Raw genomic sequence first — 19,122 nt, 5'->3', positions numbered from 1 at the left:
TAAAAGCACGATGTTCAAAAACGCTTTAAATTTAATGGTTCTTTTTACATTAAGTGTCAAGTAAATTTACAATTTATAAACAGCGGTTTTTTAACTACTTGATTTTATTACGCTGGCACGCTTCATGCTGTATAAAAAATGAACACCTTGATTCTGGTGAAATTGCTTAGAATTGAGGCTTTTTTTAAACAAGGAAAAGTTTATGCGTAAATTTACTTTAAAAAATATTCTAATTTGTTTTTGCACGTTGCTACCAATGTTTTCAGCCCAAGCCTATTTGGTAGGGGGACCAAATTCATCATTACAAACATCAAACTCTGGGTACTCTTGGGACGGTGGCAGTTTTATAACCGATTTTCGAAATGCTTTAGAGAATCCTTTATTTTTTGGTGCTGGAGGAGTGGTTAATGAATCTATTACTACAATGGATATCATACCTGATGCTGCAGGGCTAGCTGGGGTGGATGGTTTTATCGCTCCGTGGTGGAATGTATCAGAATCAAGCGCTTATCATGCTGATGTGGTCGATTTCTTTTTGAACGGTGGAGATCTCTGGTTGATGCAGGATAGCTCTGGGCGCGACGGTATTGGTGCTTTGTTGGGCATTCCTACGGTAGGGCAGACGGCTATCACCCCAGTAAATGGCATTGAGCCCTTATTTGATGGACCCTTTGGTGTAGCTAACAATGTAACCCAAGGTGGTGGAGAAGAAGGTTTCTTGTCAACTGCGGATGTACTGAATGCCAATGGCAGTATTATTGGAATGAATACTGAAAACCAAGTTATCGCTGCTGCCTGGGGAGCTGGGCAATATGCAGCAGGCTCAGGTTCGCTTATTGTGGTAGCGGATATAGATATGTTCACTACTCAGGCGCAATTTAACCCTTTAAATGATAACGGTATTTTTGCATTGAATGCCTTTGCCTTTTTAGCCACATCCGATGAACCCATTGGTGTGCCCAACGTACCAACATTAATGTTCATTTTGGTGGGGATAGGGTTGATAAGAGTGTGTCGAAAAAAATAATATCGTTAATTAATCTGATTTAAGCTCGTAAAAAGCCATCTTCATTTAGATGGCTTTTTAAATCCTCGGCCTTTACCTTTTTCCCATATCTTACTTTCTTGACCACGCACTAAACGCAAAAGGTTCGCTTTGTGGCGCAAGATTATCAGCACAGCTAACATGCTTACGGGCAAGGTATACTCGGGTTTAACGAAGTAGGTAATAACTGGAGATAAAGCGACTGCGGATATGGCTGCTAATGAAGAATAACCAGTGGCGAATACGACTAACCCCCAACAAGCAATTAATGCCCCTGCCAATTCCACGCCTATGGGCAACATGGCACCAAATGCAGTGGCTACCGCCTTTCCACCCTTAAAACTGAAAAATAACGGAAATATATGCCCTAAACATGCTGCTATTGCGACAAATCCAAGCATCAGAGGTGAAAACCCCAGGTAATAACTAAACCAAACAGGAATGGTACCTTTTAGCACATCGAACAAGAGTACTAAGACAGCAGGTAACCTGCCACCCAATCGCAATATATTGGTTGCGCCTGGATTTCTAGAACCATGTAGACGGGGGTTAGGTAAATAGAATAAATTACTGACAAGCATTGCACTGGATATAGAACCGGCCAAATAGGCAGAAGCGATCATCAATATTGTTAGTGCTGTCATATACTTGGTCTTCCTAACACGTTAAACTCTCGAACCAGTAAACGGGTAAATGTGATCTTGTGTTAGCTTCTCACATAAGTCGTCACTTTACTGCATGTAGATATTATAACAGTGCGGATCTGTCATGGACAAAATTATTATACAAGGCTTACAAGTCAAATCACTAATTGGGGTTTACGATTGGGAAAGAGAGGCAAAACAACCACTATTAATTGATATTGAATTATCGTTGGATTTGCGCACCGCTGGAACCTCAGATGATGTCAAAGATACTATCGACTATGCTGCTTTAGCGTTTGCCGTGGAAGAAATTGCGTTTAATAGTAAATTTCAACTATTAGAAGCATTAGCCAATCATATCATTCAACATCTTTTGAGTTATAGCGGCGTTAAAAGCGCTAAAATATCGCTGTCTAAACCCAACATATTGCCCAATGCCAACGCAGTGACAGTTGAACTTTTTCGGGAAAATCCTTAACTAATGTTGCATCAAATTTATATTAGTATTGGTAGTAACGTTGAACGAGACAAATATACCCGCGCTGGGCTGGATGGATTATTTGCCGAGTTTGGCGAATTAACCTTATCGAATGTGTATGAAAGCGAGGCTGTTGGATTTAGCGGCTCACATTTTTACAATTTGGTTGTGGGGGCTAAAACCACAAAATCTGTGCAACAAGTGTGTGAGATCCTCAAATCCATAGAAAACCAAAATGGTCGGATAAGAGGCGAAAAAAAATTCGCTCCTAGAACATTGGATCTCGATTTACTCTTGTTTGATGATGTTGTAACCGAAGATGGAGTTGTACTACCTCGCCATGAAATTGATTATAATGCCTTTGTTTTACTGCCTCTGAGTGAAATTGCTGGAAATGTAATACATCCCGTTCACCAAAGAAGTATTGCCGCAATGTTGGAAGATTACGATGAAAGCCAACAGAAATTATGGACGATTGAATTTAACTGGAGACCCGCGACATTATGACTTTGTTCGAAATTATTGTGTTAGCTATTATTCAAGGCATAACTGAATTTTTGCCTATATCAAGCTCAGCCCACTTAATTCTTCCTTCTGAATTATTGGGTTGGCAAAATCAGGGGTTAGCCTTTGATGTGGCGGTTCATGTTGGTAGTTTGCTTGCCGTTATGATCTATTTTCGCGCTGATATTGCCCGTATGATGGTAGCTTGGTTGCAGTCTGGCTTCAGCAAACAACAAAGCGATGATAGTAAGTTAGCATGGTGGGTTATTTTAGCCACTATTCCAGCTGTGGTGATTGGTTTTGTCGCCAAAGACTTGATAGAAGAGTACGCTCGATCAGCGTTAGTCATCGCCTTTACGACCATCGTCTTTGGCTTGCTACTATGGTATGCCGATGTTACCGGCAAGCTCACTAAAAATATTTATCAGTTAACATGGAAAAATGCACTTTTTATTGGCATCGCCCAAGCAATAGCACTCATACCGGGCACGTCTCGTTCAGGTATTACTATGACCGCAGGATTAATGTTGGGCATGAATAGAGAGAGTGCCGCACGGTTTTCTTTCTTATTGTCCATACCTGTTATTTTAGGTGCAGGATTGTTAGCCACATTAGATTTGTTGCAAGCCGACACAGCCGTTGATTGGGAAGCTCTTTTCTATGGTATAGGCCTGTCATTCATTAGCGCTTATGCTTGTATCTTTTTGTTTCTTTCTTGGATATCAAAAATTGGGATGCTGCCATTTGTCATATATCGGTTAGTGCTAGGTGCTGTTTTACTTGGTTTCGTTTTTTGGTAAATCGTGGTTTTCTATTTTTAAAACTGATTGTTTAAACCTAATTATGTTGGAGTGTCATTGTGTCTGAAACTATCTTTACAAAAATAATCAATCGGGAGATCCCCGCTGAGATCATTTTCGAAAATGATCAGGTATTAGCATTCAAGGATATTAACCCCCAAGCTCCTGTGCACTTTCTTGTGATTCCTAAAAAAGCCATTGCGACTATTAATGATATTCAAGCAGAAGATGCGGAAATCGTTGGGCAACTTTACATTGCTGCGGCTCAAATAGCCAAAGAACAAGGCTTTGCAGAAAATGGCTATCGCGCTGTGATGAATTGTAATATGGATGGCGGGCAAACTGTTTATCATATTCATTTACATGTTTTAGCCGGCAAACCAATGGGCTGGCCACCGTATCAAGACACCCTCAAACAGCCACTTCCTTAATCTATTAGTGGTAAAGCTCGTCCCTTCAAGTATTGTTTTAGAAGGGATGACTCCAAGGGTTTAGCAAAGTAAAACCCTTGGAGGTGATTAACACCTGCTTTTCTTAAGATTTCTGCTTGTTGCAAAGTTTCAACACCTTCGGCGACTACATCGTAACCAAACGCTTTAGCAATATGCAGTACCGCATTAACAATTGGCATACCACTAGTGTCTAAACTGTCCACAAAAGCTTTATCAATTTTAACTTTGTTAGCAGATAATTCTTGGATCACGGATAATGAAGAATATTCAGTGCCGAAATCATCAATTGAAACTCTAATTCCTCGCTGTTGAAGATTAGATATTTTGTCCAACAAGGTTTCTTTATCTGCGGCAAATACCGATTCTGTAATTTCGATATGCAGATACTGTGCAGCTAGGCCCGAGTCGACTAAGGCTTGCTCTACAATGTCAATGAAGTCATCATCTTGCAATTGGATAACGCTGACATTCACAGCGACGGACAAGGGCATTTGAGATTGCCACGATTTTGCGGCTATGCATGCTTGATTGAGCACCCAAGCGCCAATCTTTCGAATTTGACCATATTGTTCGGCGATAGAAATAAACTCGTATGGGGGAATATTTTCGTTAACAAGTTGCCACCTTAATAAAGCTTCAAAAGCAACTGGCTGAAAGGTTTCACTATCCACTATAGGTTGAAAAACCAGTCTAAGTTGCTGATTTTCAATGGCCTCGCTTAATCCGTCTTTTAAGCGTTGTTCTCGAGCAAGTTGTTTACCTAGATGGGCGGAAAAAACCCCTGCCGTAGAGGGAAATGCTTTTTTTTGATAGTACATTGCAGTATCGGCAAGTTGGATAAGGACATTTTCTTGCGTGGCATGTTCAGGAAACATAGCAATACCAATAGTGGCACTAATTGATAAACGATTGTGAAAGAAAATATAAGGTTCAGAAATACGCTTTATTAAGCTGTCCGCAAGTACAATTGCTTTATCTTGACTCGCGTTTTCTACCGCGACTAAAAATTCATCTCCCCCCCAACGACATATAAGTTGATGGTTTTGGTAAATTTCTTTCAATCTATCTGCGGTCTGTTTCAAAACCATATCGCCTGTTTCATGACCAATGGTGTCGTTGATTTTTTTAAAGCCATCTAAATCAATAAACAGTAAAGCCAAGGCTTCGTTTGCTTTTTGGCTGTTTTCAATATTGTTGCGCAGATGAGTTAGAAAGGCATTTCGATTAAACAGGCCTGTAAGGGGGTCAATATTGGAAAGTTCGTATATTTGCCTTGTTCTAGCCGTAACTTCCGCTTCCATATCTTCAACTAAAACTGCATTTTCATTCTTCAAACGTATTGCTAAAGCTGTAAAGTTAGCAGATTTGTTTGCTGTAATTAACATAACGCAACCAAACGACATCCCCAGTAACCCTAAAATATATTCGTGGAACTCTGGGGCTAACAATAATGCGATTGAAAATGGAATTAATAAAATTCCACAATACAACATTGCGGTAATTTTATTACCGGCCAAGACAGTGCTCGCACCCCCGGCCATGGCTGAAACTATAATGATGTTAAACGCCAGCTCAATAGTATCTATGTAGGGAAACAGAACAAGACAATAAATACACCACATGCTTGCCGTTGCTATGGTACCGACTGAGAACCGTAAAATAGATTGTTTGCCATTGCTCTTAGTAGACTTGTTTTTTCTGAGCCAAAAATAGCTATCCGCCATTCGCACTAGTAGTAGCACCATCATTGATATCCACCAATAGGTTTTAAAGGTATCAATTTCTGAATTGCTAAAACCGAACACAAGAAGAGAGGAGGCAACAAGACTTATAACTATGCCAGTATAGCCATTAGAGTACAAAATATCGGCAGCATCCTGTCGATGTTTTTCCTGAAGTGCTAAGTTCGGTTTAATTGGAGTGCCTCATATTCTTAAAAGGCCTAAAGGCCCATGATGTGGCGAATCATTCTAGCTAATCGATTGTTCTCACTACTTTACTACTTTACTAATTCAATACTAGCCTTGCGACTTGAAGTTATTTAATCACGCTTTGTAGGTGTTGTGAACACTTACAAAGCGTTGATCTATTTTTTTAGACTAAAGTCTAAGCACTTCTTTGCCTTGTTTAAACGTAATATCTACGGGAATATTGGCATCCGTGAGTTTTTGTAAATCTTCAGCAAGCACGTCTTTGATAATGCCTTTGTCGGCTACTAATTGACTAACACCTTGATAATCACCATCTCCTTGCAAGGTTAGAATGACTTCAGATAATGCTGCTATTGCCTCGCCCATCTTTTCCATATTGACTTGGTAGAGACCATTCTCATCTCGACTAAAAGCGCCCATTTCCTGGAAAAAATTAAATCGAATCATATTGGCTTTACCATGAGCACTGGATGCACCAAAGCGCACAGAACGGAAAATACCGGCCATAAACGTCACATAGTAGTCTTCCAGTTGTCCTTCGCTGATAGCGCCTTTTTTGAGAAGTTGTTCAACCATATATAAACCTAGAATATCAGCTTTGCCCTCTTCTAAGGCTGAGGCATGCTCTTTTAATGCACCTCTGACAGTTCCTTCTCCATCAAGGGTATTTTTAATCCCTAAGCCGTGGGCTACCTCATGAAACATGGTATTCGCAAAAAAAGCGTTAAAGGTGATATGTTTGCGCTGCTCTGGGGTGATTAACAAGTCAGATATAGGAACCAAAATGTGCTCAAACTTTGCCTGCATTGCGTTTTTGAGCTGTAGTCTGCGCGTCCCATTTTTGAGTTGCACTTCTTCATCATTGGGTAAATTAATGGCTATAGTTTTACTTCCGGCGTTTGAATGGCCTGCATAGTAGATAACGTCATAAGCATTAAGATCAGCGTTGCTGCCTGGCATTTCTGCTTTATATTCATCAGCTACAGGCAGACCATGTTGCAGTTCAGGCAAATAAGCCGCGTATTTAGCTAAACGTTCGCTCCAACTGAGATCTTTTAGTAAAACATAAGCTTCGAAAGCTGCACGGTATCCAAACAATTGGTCCTCATAAGTTTCAATGGGTCCTATCACCAATTCAATGGGGTTATCCTTCATTTGCATCCAAGCGAAATCAGAAGGTTGATATTTATCCGTTATTAAAGCCTCAGCTCGCATTGTTAAATAATTTCCAAATGCTGGATTCTCCGCTAATTTTGAAGCTTCTAGGAGTAAATCAGCAGCTGCCTGCAATTCATCCGCAAAATATTCCGAGTAGGGCACCGCTATTAATTTTCCCTTCTCATCACGGGAAACCATAGAGTAAAGATTATCTTTGCGTTTTATGTCACTGGCTAAATATTCCTCCTTACTCATGTCTTCGGGGTAAAATTGGGCTCCTAAGGGTTTTGCTTGGGTTTGGGTTAAGAAAGGCTTATCACCGTTCAATCTATCCCAAGGTCCATAATTAATTTCTGCAAATTGACGTACTTTTGGATCGTCCAATGCGTCTAAAAATGCTTGTTTAGGTTGACTAAATGCCTGCATCCAAAACAGATCGTCCATAATCTTCGATGCATCAATGAGAAGGGACAGCATGTTTTTCTGGTTTTCACTATAAGCAGATAAATCTGCTGTTAAAGTCACTGGAAAATATATGTCTAGGCGTTCTTCTGCATCAGCAACCAACTCTATTTTTTCTACTTTAGCGGGAGCTTGAGGACTTGTTACTTGTGTCTGCTTCGATGAATCTGAACAGGCGGTTAAAAACAGCGCAGAAAGGGTTAACGCGAGGAGATTTTTTCTAATCATTGCTCATCCTAATTTGTTTTTTTTATTGAATGCATAAATAATTGAATTGCAAATTTAAAGTGCTATGCGTAGTTTATAGTCTATATATTGAAAAGTGCAGTTTAAATTATCTTATTAATTTAGGTAACGAATTAACTGCTATATTAAGAACTAGACCTTAAATTACCTTAAGTTTATCAATTCCATGGAGATGAATATACTCATCAAACTAAATATTGATACGGCTGCCTTCATTTTCAATGTCGAGTAGGTCATCGCTCAATTAAATAGGAAGAAACATGTCCACAGAAAACGCGTTGTTAACCATTCTGGTTGAGAAAATTAAGAATGATACGATTGTTTTACCAACACTTCCCGCAATAGCGCTGAAAGTCAGACGCACTGCAGATGATCCGAACATAAATCTAAACTCAATGGGCGATATCATTGCACAAGATCCCTCGTTAAGTGCTCGCATCATTAAAATTTCAAATAGTGCTTATCTAGGCAGAGCAGTCAAGGTAACATCGGTTTCACAAGCTGTAACCCGAATTGGTCTTAGCCAAATCAAAAATATTTCAACGGCTTTGGCAATGGAGCAGCTTTTTGTTTCGAAAAACGAATTGGTCAAAAATTACATTGCTAAAATGTGGGCACAAACCATTGAAAGTCTTTCTTATTCGGTTGCGGCACTGCAGTTTACCGAGAAAAGTAAAAAGCGCTATTTGAGTTTAGATACATTAACCCTTGCGTGCTTGGTTTATAATATAGGTGTATTACCTATTTTAACGGAAGCAGAGCGTCATGAAGAAGTGTTTGCTAATCCCACATTTTTAAATACTTCTATTATCAAATTATCAGGCCATATTGGTGGCAAAATTATGCGCCAGTGGGATTTTGACGAGCAATTTGTCAACATTGCTGAAAAGTGGCGAGATATGAGTTATCAAGAACAAGATATTAGTTTAATTGATTTTGTAAGGCTCGGTGCTGCACTCAGTGGGGTATTTGATAGTCAAAAAGATGCAGTGTTGAAAATATGTTTAGAGAAGAAAATAATTGAAGATTTAAGCATATTAGATAGTCCTGAATTTATTGACGCTAGAGCCAGTGCAAAATCTGTCTTCGCATAATAACCCAACATTTTAGTCACTATTAAAACAATGCTGTATTAGAGAATATCCCTAATACAGCATTTTTATTTGAGGGCTAAAAAATTCAATCGCGGATTAATCTTGATCTAAATCGAAGGTTTTTATTAACCATTGGGAAAAGCGCACGATTTCGCCAGACATCAACGTAAAGTCAGCATCGACACGTGCTAGCTTATCTTCTTTAGGGATATCATCGTTTTGCTCTTTAACCACATCGGTAAATTTAAGACGTTTAACCGATAAATCTTCTTCTAACATTGCTGTGAGACTTTCATCCCACTCTATGGCTAGTTTATGGACAAATTTACCCGCTTCAATGTGATTGAGAATTTCATCTTCTAAAAGCGGCTGGTTTTTAACCCGAACAATGCTGTCTTCTTCCCCTTGACCTCGAAGTTCAGCTTCTTCCAACAACACCACATCACTTGGTGCTGCAGAATCTTTTATCCAGTTTGTTAACTCGCCTTGGATGCTTGTACGAGACAAGGGCACTACCGGCAGTGATGTCATGGCCTTACGGATCATCGCTAGAAACACTTCGGCTTTACCATCAGCGGATGCATCTACCACAACCAAATTATCTTTAATGGAAATGAAGCCATGGGTAAAACTATTTTTGGTAAAGGCTTGGGGTAATAATCGACGAATAATTTCTTCTTTTAAGTCTTGCTTGGCTTTTTTACCAACCGCTGAACCGGTTTCCGTTTCAATTTGAGCCACTTTTTCCGCAAGTTCCGCATTCACGACTACAGCGGGTAGGATACGCTCTTGTTTTTTAAGGGTAATCCAAATTCGGCCTTGGGCACTGTGCAGTAAAGTACTGCCAGATTCAAAAGGAGATGAGAAACCCATAGTGGATAACTCTTGGCTATTGCAAGGGCGAAATTTAAATTCTGCTAGCTTTTGCTCAACGTCATCTTCTTGCCAGTCTAGTGTTTGCGTGATGGCAAAGAGTTTTAGATTTTTAAACCACATATTCTCTACTTTAGTCAGTTTTTATTTGGTATTTAACTCTAAAACCACATGGATTATTTAGTTTTAGAAAAATACAAGGAAAGGCGCGAAGACTAACATGTTTATGGGCAATGCGTCTTGCACAATAATCGATTATCTGTGAGTATATTTGGCTACTAACTAGCGTGATTAGAGGTTTCTTTTGAAACCTTCACCAGCGGTAGCTGTGAAGTGTACGAAACATATTAAGATTGCAAAGGAAATCTAATTTCATAGCTCAAGCCTTCACCTTCGGCACTTTGAGCGGTAATTCTGCCATCTAACGCTTGCGTCACTAAGTTATACATTATGTGAGTGCCTAAACCACTTCCACCTTTCCCACGCTTAGTTGTGTAAAATGCATCAAAATGGCGATCTAAGTTTTCTTCAGATAAGCCTTTACCGTCGTCGGCATATTTAATCACCACTTCGTCATTTTGTTGGCAAACGTCAATGGTTATTTTACCGTTTTCTTTTTCATCTAAGCCATGGATTAAGGAATTCATAATCATATTGGTAAAAATTTGAGCAATGGCTCCTGGAGCGCATTTTACGACTAACTTCTCGGGGCAATTAACGCTAATTGAGTGGGATGTCTTTTTGAAATTTGGTGCCAATGATTGAATGACTTCATGAATATAAAGTTTAAGATCAACATCACGAATGGCTTCACTGGTTTGATCAACGGCGACTTGCTTGAAACTAGAGATCAGGTCAGAAGCGCGATTCAAGTTACCCATTAATAATTCAGTAGTTTGGTTTGCTTCTGATAAAAATGTGCTCATTGTTTTACCGGTTAAGGTTTTTTCTTCATATGCTGTTTGTAGATTCTTGATCCGCTCTTGTAAAAAGCTGGCAGCGGTAACCCCTACGCCGATGGGGGTATTGACATCATGAGCAATGCCAGCGACCAAGCCACCGAGTGACGCCATGCGCTCAGATTCGATTAACTGGTCTTTGGCGATTTTCACCGTTTCCATTGAATCTGCCAATTCTGTATTACGTTTTCGCAATTCATCTTCAATATATTGACGGTTTTCGTTTTCTTGTCGTAACTCTCGTTGATTAACAATTAATTCATCTTTCTGCTGTTCTAGATCCAACATTATTTTACTTAAGGAAGCGGTTTTCTTAGCTACTTCTTGTTCCAGCATAATGTTTTGATCATCGAGTCTACGGTTAGCTTCTGTGAGGTCGTTTCGAGTGGCTCTAAGCTTTTGTTTGTAGTCAATTAAGTCATCAATTAATTCGTTATATGATACCTGCAACAGTTTCAATTCATTGTCATCTTCGATATGAAGGTGCAATTTAGATGATTCTGGGCGATTAACATCGAATTCACTAATTTGCTGGGTTAATTCTTCCAGGGGATCCGTAAGCATTTGACGGAAGGCATTTAAAAATAGAAAAACTAAAAACGCAGTTTTAATGATGGCATTTCCAATTAAGAAAAATACGCCAACTTCGATGCGACCAAATATAATACTAGCGCTTGAGTACAAGGTAACATCACCGACGTGTGATCTTCGTCCAGAGAACTCGAAAATAAGCGGGAAAGAATAACCGAAGGTGCCTCCTGGATGGTCGAGCATGATGCCTGAAGTGATCATTTCTGCGGGCAACTTAGAAGTACGCCCTGTGTTGGCAATAAATGCGCCATTTTCATCTCGAATTTGCACCCCTTCTACAATGGGAAGGGCCATCAAGCCGTTAGCTAAGTCGTCAGCTTGGATATAATTGAGCTCCCAAATTGCCCGCGTTAAACTTACGCTAAAGGTATTTTTGAGTGTTTGCAGTTCGCTTTGAATATGATTCTTGGCATTTAAATATTCTGTAAGAATTTGCCCCACAGTGACGACTAGCGTCAGTACGAAGTAAACGGACAGCACGCGTGTCAACAACTTTTTAGACAAACCCGTTTTGACTCTAGCCATTCACGAACCTTTAAGAATCTAGTAATTATACCAATTAAGAAGGTAAAGAATATGCGTAAAACGTCTAATTAACAAGAAGCTGTGAATAATAGTTTTTCGTTAATGTGGATTTCCCATAAAAAATAACACTTTCTTAACTGGGTCAAATGTTTACCTGTAACAGAAAGATAAAATTCAAATATAATTAACCCTAAACCGTGGTTTTCAGAGCTTTCTTTTCCCTAACATGACCGAAATTTGACATTTATATGATAAGTTTAATAAAAGTGTCACAACCTAAACTAATAATGGCGCCTTTATCATGAGCAGGAAAAAAGTAATGGCCAGAAAAATTTTGCTGGTAGAGGACGAAGCACCTATCAGAGAAATGCTTGATTTTGTGTTAGAACAGTCCGGTTTTGAAACCCAACAAGCGGAAGACTATCAAGTTGCATTGGATTTAGTCAAAGAACCTTATCCTGATTTAATTTTACTTGATTGGATGTTGCCAGGTGGCAGCGGGGTGCAGTTGGCGAAAAAACTAAAACAACACGAGTTTACTCGCGATATTCCTATTATTATGTTGACCGCTCGTGGTGAAGAAGAAGATAAAGTGCGCGGTTTAGATTCTGGCGCTGATGATTACATCACCAAACCCTTTTCACCCAAAGAACTGGTTGCGCGAATCAAAGCTGTGATGCGCAGGGTAACACCAACTTCCGCAGAAGAGCCTATCGCAATAAACGGTCTGGTTTTGGATCCTGTTTCTCATCGGGTAACGGCAGAAGAGGAACCTTTGGATATGGGGCCTACTGAATTTAAGCTGCTACATTTTTTCATGACACACGTTGAGAGAGTCTATAGCCGAGAACAGTTGTTAGATAATGTTTGGGGAACTAATGTTTATGTGGAAGATCGAACGGTTGATGTTCACATACGCAGATTGCGTAAAGCAATTTCTAAATTTTCCCATGATGACATGATTCAAACCGTTCGCGGTGCTGGTTATCGCTTTTCTGCAAAAGTATAATCGTTATACAGCGAATCGGTTGAATAAAACGTTCAACAAAGGATCCATTGATACATGTACTATCCATTTTCATGGTTGAAAAATTTACTTAGAATCGGTGGGTTTTACGTAATCGTGATTTTAATCGGAGTGTACTTTGATGCATTGGCTATCGCTGTTGCATTTGGTTCCACTTGGTTATTAGGGTTTTACTCATGGCACATGTACCGATTTAATCGGTGGATTTGGCATAGTAAAAAAATGACCCCGCCAAAAGTGCCAGGCTTTTGGGAACATGTTTATGAGGGAGTTTATTACATACAACGTCGGAATAGACGTAAGCGTAAAGAACTTACCCGCATGGTAAAACGATTTCGTGAAGGTTCGGAAGCCTTACCCGATGCCACTGTAGTGGTAGATTCAAACGCATGTATAGTTTGGTGTAATCGGCTTGCGCGTATTGAGTTGGGATTACGTTGGCCCCAGGACTCAGGACGTCGAGTTGATAATTTAATCCGACACCCTAAATTTATTGAATATTTCCATAGCGGTAAATACGATTATCCAGTGGAAGTGCCATCGCCTTCTAATGTTCAAAAAATATTTGAATACCGTATTATGCCTTACGGGGAAAAACACTTGTTGCTTATTGCACGAGATGTCACACGCTTAACGCAGCTTGAACAAATGCGCAAAGATTTTGTCGCTAACGTTTCCCACGAATTGCGTACCCCTTTAACGGTTTTAAATGGGTACTTAGAAATGCTTCCAAACACCGAAAATGTCCCGCCTGCATTTTTGAATAAAGCGTTTAATGAAATGCGCTCACAATCAGAAAGAATGCAAAATTTGGTGGAAGAGTTGTTGGTTTTATCTCGGATTGAAGCAAGTTCAGAGCGGGTATTTGAAAAACCTGTGAATGTGCCGCAAATGCTGGCAGCCATTCAACTCGAAGCTGAAGCGTTAAATAAAGATAAAGGCCACGAAATTCATTTTAATATTGCGCCTTCCCTAAAAGTTTATGGTATTGAAACTGAGCTTCGCAGTGCGTTTTCAAACCTAATATTTAATGCTATCCATTACACTCCATCCCCTGGGAAAATTGAAGTTAATTGGCTGAAGCTCGATGGCCATGCGCATTTTTCCGTAAAAGACAATGGTGAAGGCATTCCAGAGAAGCATCTCAACAGGCTAACTGAACGGTTTTATCGTGTGGATAAAGCACGTTCTCGAAAAACCGGTGGTTCCGGATTAGGATTGTCTATTGTGAAACATGTGCTAACCCATCATAATTCGAAGTTAGAAATAACAAGTGAAGTAGGGGTTGGTAGTGAGTTTTCTTTTTCATTTTCCGGTGAGTTGTCTGTGCAAAATCCATCAACAGATAAAATGGAAAAATTACCTTGATTAAACAGCTCAAAGCGGTTGTTTTAGGTTGTATATTTATCTTTTGTAGTGGGTTATATCTGCCAGTTGAAGCAGCTGAAACTTATCAAAAGAAACCCGGGGTAGCAGGCTCTATAACGTCTGTTGGGTCAGATACCATGGCTAGTTTGATGACGAATTGGGCGGTTGAGTTTAAGCAACTTTATCCCCAGGTAAAGTTTCAAATTCAGGCATCAGGTTCTTCTACAGCCCCACCTGCCATTTCTGAAGGTACGTCAAACGTTGGCCCCATGAGTCGAGAGATGCACAGCGGTGAGTTACGCTATTTCAGCGGTCAGCATGGTTATCAGCCACTTTCTATTAAAGTCGCTATTGATGCCATCGCCTTGTTCGTAGATGTGAATAATCCTATTTCAAATTTAACGATTAAACAGATCGATAGTATTTTTGCAGCCACGCGATTTTGTGGTTCTCGGCAAGAAACCCGTTATTGGGGGCAGTTAGGCGTGACAGGAAGTTACGCCAACCGGAAAATACAGGTGTTTGGACGTAACTCTGTTTCCGGTACTTATGGTTTGTTTAAACAATTAGCCTTATGTGATGGTGACTTTAAAGCCACTGTCAACGAGCTGCCCGGGTCGGCTTCGGTTATTCAATCAGTCGCCTATTCCAATGGTGCAATCGGTTATGCCGGTTTTGGTCAAAAAACCGCAGCAGTTAAAGCATTGGCTATTGCAGACCATACAGGCGCTTTTATTCCTGCGACCCGGCAAACCATTAGCAGTGGCAAATATCCATTATCGCGTTTTTTGTATTTGGTGGTGAACAAACCCCCCAATGAAAATTTACCTTTGCTCGAAGAAGAGTTTTTGCGTTTTGTATTATCCCAAAAAGGTCAGCAGGCTGTGCAACGAGATGGCTATGTCAGTATGCCTAACGATCTTATAAAGCAACAACTAAAGGTATTAACGTCGAACTAAGCGTTATCTTTAAATCAATCAATATAGGTTATCTAGATGTCATCTTTACCGCAAAATTGGAAATCTTGGGTTTTGCAAAATTTATTGCAAGGAACGGATAGTATTGAAATATTGAAGATTCTTTTGCAAAACGGGTTCACTTTCGAAGCGGCCAAAAATGCCCTTGGTAACAATTTACCAGCGGGCACCGGTTGTAATAAAGATGAAAGTTTTTATGCCAAAGTATCTCAACCTAAATTGTTGCAGAACTTAGCGCAGTATAATGGGAAACTGATTGATGATCCTCGAGTGCAGATGGTGCAAATCAATAACTTCTTGTCGGAACAGGAGTGCGACGCCCTAATTGCGCTAACTAAGACCAAATTGAGGCCTTCGGAGATCCCCGAAAGAGAAGGGGATGCGTATCAAAAATTTAGAACCTCTTCTACCTGTGATCTACCCTTTACCAAAGATCCTTTAGCTCAAGAAATCGATGAAAAAATTATTGATACCTTAGGGTTGGGATTTGGTGAAAAAGAAGTGATCCAAGCTCAACACTATGCTGTTGGCCAAGAATTCAAAGCCCATTGTGACTATTTTCTGCCAGGCACCAACGATTTTAAAATTTACAGCAAAAATGGTGGTCAGCGCACTTGGACGTTTATGGTGTATCTCAATGAAGATTGTGAAGGAGGTGAAACCGAATTTATTAAACTGGGGCGCAAATTTAAGCCCACTCGAGGAATGGCTTTAGTGTGGAATAATCTTCTTCCAAATGGTTCTATTAACACAGATACCTTGCATCATGCCCATCCAATTACCCGAGGAGAAAAGGTGGTTATTACGAAATGGTTCAGAGAAGATGTTTTTGTAACAAAAGGCAAAAAGCCAAGAAAATCAACTAACCAATAAGTCTATAGGCGTTTCCCCTGCCTATTACCACAACCCTAAACAAGATAGATGGGTAGATTTTCTCCAAAATTCATAGATTTACATACTCCTGGAATTATGAAACTTTTGTGACAGTTCTGTAATGTAACAAAACTGTCATTGAGCTTGGGTAACCTTCTCGCGATTTTAAAACTTTCGTTATCAAGTCACTAATAGATAAAAACTTGAAACAATTTAACACTCGCATTTGGAGAGCTCGATGGAAATCAAAAACATCTTTAAAGTAAGCGCTATAGCAGCTGCTTTGGTACTTGCTGGTTGTGGTGGTGATATTAATATTAGCGAAGGCGATATTGATAATAGTACGACTACTACGAATAATAACGCGCCTACGACACCAACTCCTACTCCAACTGACGATGCTCCAGGCGAGGTAGATTCTACTTTAAGCACAGAGATCTCAACTGCCTTAGGTGAAACCATTGAAGTACGCACATTATCAGGTCGTTTAACTGATGATGACGAAGATAGTAGCGGAAAAATCACCCTAACAAACGATACTGTTTGGGCATTAGACGGTGCCGTTTTTGTTGGATCTGATAACGCCGATAGTACAGTACTAGAAATCGAAGAAGGGACTATCATTTTCGGTAGCACGGGTAGCGACTATTTAGTGATCAGCCGAGGTTCACAAATCGAAGCTATGGGTACTTCAACAGACCCAATTATTATGACTTCTTATAACGACGTAATCGGTGATGAGATTGGCGCGGGTCAATGGGGTGGTCTTGTTTTACTTGGTAACGCTCCTTCAAACAAATGTCCAGCAGATGCGGATTGTGCACTTCAAGTCGAAGGTGTTGAAGAAGGTGCGGTATTTGGTGGAGATGATGAAGACGATAATTCAGGTATTTTGAATTACTTAGTCGTTAAGTACGCAGGATTCGAAATTTCTCCAGATAACGAATTAAATGGTATTACTTTTGGTGGTGTTGGTTCTGCTACCGAGGTGGATTATATCCAAGTACACGCTAACGCTGATGACGGTGTTGAATTCTTTGGTGGTAATGTTACTGCTAAACACCTTGTTTTAACCTCTAACCAAGACGATAGCGTTGATTGGGATAACGGTTTCCAAGGTAAACTACAATATGTTTACATTGAACAAGATAGCGCCAATGGCGATGCAAACCGCGGTATCGAAGCCGATAACGACGGTTCTACTCCTGACAATGAACCTCAATCTAATCCAACTATCGCGAACATGACTATTATCGGAAACGATTTTGATGGTGAAGATGATTCAGAAGGTGTTTATCTTCGTGAAGGTACAGGTGCACAAATCTACAACATGGTTATCACTGGTACTGATGGTATGGGTGAATGTTTGGAAGTTGAAGGTGTGCTAGAAAGCCAAACTAATCTTTCAGACGGAACTATTACCATTGAAAACTCGGTTATGGCTTGTACAAATGGCGAGAATTTCAAAGATGGCGCTTTACCAGATGGCGCAACTCACACTATCGTAGATTTAGAAGCTTGGTTCCTAGAAGAGTCTCGTAACAACCGAGTGTCTGAATCAGTTATGTTGAATGCCGATGGTACGCCAATGACAGGCTCTTTGTTGCTTGAAGGTGCTGCTGATGTTTCTCAAATCGATGGTTTCTTTGATGCAACAACCTTTGTTGGTGCGGTAACCTCTGATGACGATTGGCGTCAAGGTTGGGCATTCGGCTTTGGCGGTGGAACAGTTAAAGTAACTCAAACTGCTTCAGGTTGCCCTGCAGGAACAACAACTGTTTCAGCTGCTGATGGCGTCACCAATACCTGTGAAATTTCAGGTCGTATTACTTCTGATTTGACCCTTACAGAAGGTAACTTGTATGCATTATCTGGTGCGGTATTTGTTGGAGATGACAACGAAGATAGCGCAACATTGACAATTGATGCTGGTGTTACTGTATTCGGCGCTTCAGGTAACGATTATCTAGTGGTAAGCCGTGGCTCTAAAATTGATGCCCAAGGCACAGCGACTAACCCAGTAACCCTAACTTCTTCTGCAGCTGTGATTGGTGGATTGGAAGCCGGTGAAGCTGGCCAATGGGGTGGCTTGGTTATTCTAGGTAACGCACCATCAAACAAATGTCCAGCTGACGCAGACTGTGCGCTTCAAATTGAAGGTGTACAAGAAGGTGCAGTATTTGGTGGAACAGATTCAACTGATAATTCAGGTACACTTCGTTATGTTCGCGTTATGCACGGTGGTTTTGAAGTTGCACCTGATAACGAATTGAACGGTGTTACCTTCGGTGGTGTAGGTTCTGGTACGACTGTTGAGTATTTACAAGTTCACAAAAATGCTGATGACGGTGTTGAGTTCTTCGGTGGCGCTGTTGATGTTAAATACTTAGTGTTAACCGATATCCAAGATGACAGTGTTGACTGGGATAATGGTTTCGTAGGTCGCATGCAGTACGTCTTAGTTCGTCAAGCACAAGATAACTCAGATGCTAACCGTGCAATTGAAGCCGACAACGATGGTTCAGTTCCAGATAGCGAGCCACAGTCTAACCCAACTATCGCTAACATGACGATTATTGGAAACGACTTCGACGGTGAAGACGATGCTGAAGGTATCTACTTACGTGAAGGTACAGGTGCACAACTTTCTAACGTTATCATCACCGGTTCTGCAGGAATGGGTGAATGCTTCGAAGTTGAAGGTGTACTGGAAAGTCAAACTAACCTAGGCGACGGTACTATCACTTTCACTAACTCTGTTATTGCTTGTGAAAACGACGAGAACTTTAAAGATGGTTCTTTACCGGAAGGCGCTACTCACACAATCGTAGACTTAGAAGATTGGTTCTTAAACAATCAAACTGACAACGCTGTAGCTGCTAACCAAGCTGCTGTTCTAGACGGAATATTCACTATCTCTGATGTAACACCTAAAGATTTTAGCGGTGATACTTTCTTCGATAACGCCGACTTCGTTGGTGCTGTTGATGAAGATGCTGACTGGACTTCAGGCTGGACTGTCGGTCTAGAATAGGGTTCTTTATTAACTCGTTTTTAGATTTGATATGCGCTTTTTTGGGAACGAAAAAGCGCTTTTACGATTAAGATAAATGAC

General features: G+C 40.3%; 16 protein-coding genes. 11 read left to right on the top strand and 5 right to left on the bottom strand.

The window, feature by feature from the left end; all coding sequences use genetic code 11:
* Nucleotides 1–202 precede the first annotated feature (202 nt).
* A complete protein-coding gene (locus Q4574_RS06435; protein WP_303472720.1) occupies nt 203–1,027 on the top strand; it encodes a hypothetical protein in 825 nt (274 codons plus the stop codon).
* Nucleotides 1,028–1,068: 41 nt separating this feature from the next.
* Here Q4574_RS06435 and plsY read toward each other — a convergent pair whose 3' ends face one another.
* Nucleotides 1,069–1,689, bottom strand: coding sequence for a glycerol-3-phosphate 1-O-acyltransferase PlsY (gene plsY / locus Q4574_RS06430; RefSeq protein WP_303472718.1), 621 nt, complete (start codon nt 1,687–1,689; stop codon nt 1,069–1,071).
* A gap of 124 nt (nt 1,690–1,813) precedes the next feature.
* On the opposite strand from plsY, the gene folB reads away from it, so the two are divergent.
* Genes folB through Q4574_RS06410 form a run of 4 tightly spaced genes read left to right on the top strand, consistent with a single transcriptional unit; the run spans nt 1,814 to nt 3,902 of the window.
* Nucleotides 1,814–2,167 (top strand): dihydroneopterin aldolase, encoded by a 354-nt coding sequence (gene folB / locus Q4574_RS06425; RefSeq protein WP_303472716.1) that lies wholly within the window; start codon nt 1,814–1,816, stop codon nt 2,165–2,167.
* A gap of 3 nt (nt 2,168–2,170) precedes the next feature.
* A complete protein-coding gene (gene folK, locus Q4574_RS06420; RefSeq protein WP_303472714.1) occupies nt 2,171–2,674 on the top strand; it encodes a 2-amino-4-hydroxy-6-hydroxymethyldihydropteridine diphosphokinase in 504 nt (167 codons plus the stop codon).
* Complete coding sequence (locus tag Q4574_RS06415; protein WP_303472712.1) at nt 2,671–3,471, top strand: undecaprenyl-diphosphate phosphatase; 801 nt, start codon at nt 2,671–2,673, stop codon at nt 3,469–3,471. Before folK ends, Q4574_RS06415 begins: the two co-directional genes overlap by 4 nt.
* A 59-nt stretch (nt 3,472–3,530) precedes the next feature.
* The gene (locus Q4574_RS06410) at nt 3,531–3,902 is read left to right on the top strand and encodes a histidine triad nucleotide-binding protein (protein ID WP_303472711.1); all 372 of its coding nucleotides are present in this window, start codon (nt 3,531–3,533) and stop codon (nt 3,900–3,902) included.
* Here the strand turns inward: Q4574_RS06410 and Q4574_RS06405 are convergent.
* Both Q4574_RS06405 and Q4574_RS06400 read right to left on the bottom strand, forming a co-directional pair.
* Nucleotides 3,899–5,671 carry a bifunctional diguanylate cyclase/phosphodiesterase gene (locus Q4574_RS06405; protein ID WP_303472709.1) on the bottom strand — a complete coding sequence of 591 codons (1,773 nt, stop codon included), beginning with the start codon at nt 5,669–5,671 and terminating at the stop codon, nt 3,899–3,901. The genes Q4574_RS06410 and Q4574_RS06405 overlap by 4 nt on opposite strands.
* Before the next feature lie 351 nt (nt 5,672–6,022).
* The gene (locus Q4574_RS06400) at nt 6,023–7,702 is read right to left on the bottom strand and encodes a Zn-dependent hydrolase (protein ID WP_303472707.1); all 1,680 of its coding nucleotides are present in this window, start codon (nt 7,700–7,702) and stop codon (nt 6,023–6,025) included.
* 278 nt (nt 7,703–7,980) lie between these two features.
* Here Q4574_RS06400 and Q4574_RS06395 point away from each other — a divergent pair, with 278 nt between their 5' ends.
* A complete protein-coding gene (locus tag Q4574_RS06395; RefSeq protein WP_303472706.1) occupies nt 7,981–8,814 on the top strand; it encodes an HDOD domain-containing protein in 834 nt (277 codons plus the stop codon).
* A 96-nt stretch (nt 8,815–8,910) separates the two neighbouring features.
* Here Q4574_RS06395 and rdgC read toward each other — a convergent pair whose 3' ends face one another.
* Together rdgC and Q4574_RS06385 are read right to left on the bottom strand one after the other, a co-directional pair.
* Nucleotides 8,911–9,810 (bottom strand): recombination-associated protein RdgC, encoded by a 900-nt coding sequence (gene rdgC, locus Q4574_RS06390; RefSeq protein ID WP_303472704.1) that lies wholly within the window; start codon nt 9,808–9,810, stop codon nt 8,911–8,913.
* A gap of 224 nt (nt 9,811–10,034) precedes the next feature.
* Complete coding sequence (locus Q4574_RS06385) at nt 10,035–11,762, bottom strand: sensor histidine kinase (protein WP_303472702.1); 1,728 nt, start codon at nt 11,760–11,762, stop codon at nt 10,035–10,037.
* Between the two features lie 319 nt (nt 11,763–12,081).
* On the opposite strand from Q4574_RS06385, the gene phoB reads away from it, so the two are divergent.
* The 5 genes from phoB to Q4574_RS06360 all read left to right on the top strand — a co-directional run bounded on the left by phoB (nt 12,082) and on the right by Q4574_RS06360 (nt 19,041).
* Nucleotides 12,082–12,771 (top strand): phosphate regulon transcriptional regulator PhoB, encoded by a 690-nt coding sequence (gene phoB, locus Q4574_RS06380; RefSeq protein ID WP_303472700.1) that lies wholly within the window; start codon nt 12,082–12,084, stop codon nt 12,769–12,771.
* Between the two features lie 54 nt (nt 12,772–12,825).
* Nucleotides 12,826–14,157: a phosphate regulon sensor histidine kinase PhoR gene (gene phoR, locus Q4574_RS06375; RefSeq protein ID WP_303472698.1), complete on the top strand. Its 1,332-nt coding sequence runs from the start codon at nt 12,826–12,828 to the stop codon at nt 14,155–14,157.
* Nucleotides 14,154–15,116: a PstS family phosphate ABC transporter substrate-binding protein gene (locus tag Q4574_RS06370; RefSeq protein ID WP_303472695.1), complete on the top strand. Its 963-nt coding sequence runs from the start codon at nt 14,154–14,156 to the stop codon at nt 15,114–15,116. The genes phoR and Q4574_RS06370 overlap by 4 nt, the downstream gene beginning before the upstream one ends.
* A 36-nt stretch (nt 15,117–15,152) precedes the next feature.
* Complete coding sequence (locus tag Q4574_RS06365) at nt 15,153–16,007, top strand: 2OG-Fe(II) oxygenase (RefSeq protein WP_303472693.1); 855 nt, start codon at nt 15,153–15,155, stop codon at nt 16,005–16,007.
* A 238-nt stretch (nt 16,008–16,245) separates the two neighbouring features.
* The gene (locus tag Q4574_RS06360) at nt 16,246–19,041 is read left to right on the top strand and encodes a hypothetical protein (RefSeq protein ID WP_303472690.1); all 2,796 of its coding nucleotides are present in this window, start codon (nt 16,246–16,248) and stop codon (nt 19,039–19,041) included.
* Nucleotides 19,042–19,122 lie beyond the last annotated feature (81 nt).

The organism is Aliiglaciecola sp. 3_MG-2023 (genome assembly GCF_030548205.1).
Classification (GTDB): domain Bacteria; phylum Pseudomonadota; class Gammaproteobacteria; order Enterobacterales; family Alteromonadaceae; genus Aliiglaciecola.
This window is presented reverse-complemented; position numbering and strand designations above follow the sequence as displayed.

Bases quoted from the DNA above. Each gene is read 5' to 3' on its own strand.
- Q4574_RS06435 (WP_303472720.1), top strand. From the start codon at position 203: ATGCGTAAATTTACTTTAAAAAATATTCTAATTTGTTTTTGCACGTTG.
- plsY (WP_303472718.1), bottom strand. From the start codon at position 1,689: ATGACAGCACTAACAATATTGATGATCGCTTCTGCCTATTTGGCCGGT.
- folB (WP_303472716.1), top strand. From the start codon at position 1,814: ATGGACAAAATTATTATACAAGGCTTACAAGTCAAATCACTAATTGGG.
- folK (WP_303472714.1), top strand. From the start codon at position 2,171: ATGTTGCATCAAATTTATATTAGTATTGGTAGTAACGTTGAACGAGAC.
- Q4574_RS06415 (WP_303472712.1), top strand. From the start codon at position 2,671: ATGACTTTGTTCGAAATTATTGTGTTAGCTATTATTCAAGGCATAACT.
- Q4574_RS06405 (WP_303472709.1), bottom strand. From the start codon at position 5,671: ATGATGGTGCTACTACTAGTGCGAATGGCGGATAGCTATTTTTGGCTC.
- Q4574_RS06400 (WP_303472707.1), bottom strand. From the start codon at position 7,702: ATGATTAGAAAAAATCTCCTCGCGTTAACCCTTTCTGCGCTGTTTTTA.
- Q4574_RS06395 (WP_303472706.1), top strand. From the start codon at position 7,981: ATGTCCACAGAAAACGCGTTGTTAACCATTCTGGTTGAGAAAATTAAG.
- rdgC (WP_303472704.1), bottom strand. From the start codon at position 9,810: ATGTGGTTTAAAAATCTAAAACTCTTTGCCATCACGCAAACACTAGAC.
- Q4574_RS06385 (WP_303472702.1), bottom strand. From the start codon at position 11,762: ATGGCTAGAGTCAAAACGGGTTTGTCTAAAAAGTTGTTGACACGCGTG.
- phoB (WP_303472700.1), top strand. From the start codon at position 12,082: ATGGCCAGAAAAATTTTGCTGGTAGAGGACGAAGCACCTATCAGAGAA.
- phoR (WP_303472698.1), top strand. From the start codon at position 12,826: ATGTACTATCCATTTTCATGGTTGAAAAATTTACTTAGAATCGGTGGG.
- Q4574_RS06365 (WP_303472693.1), top strand. From the start codon at position 15,153: ATGTCATCTTTACCGCAAAATTGGAAATCTTGGGTTTTGCAAAATTTA.
- Q4574_RS06360 (WP_303472690.1), top strand. From the start codon at position 16,246: ATGGAAATCAAAAACATCTTTAAAGTAAGCGCTATAGCAGCTGCTTTG.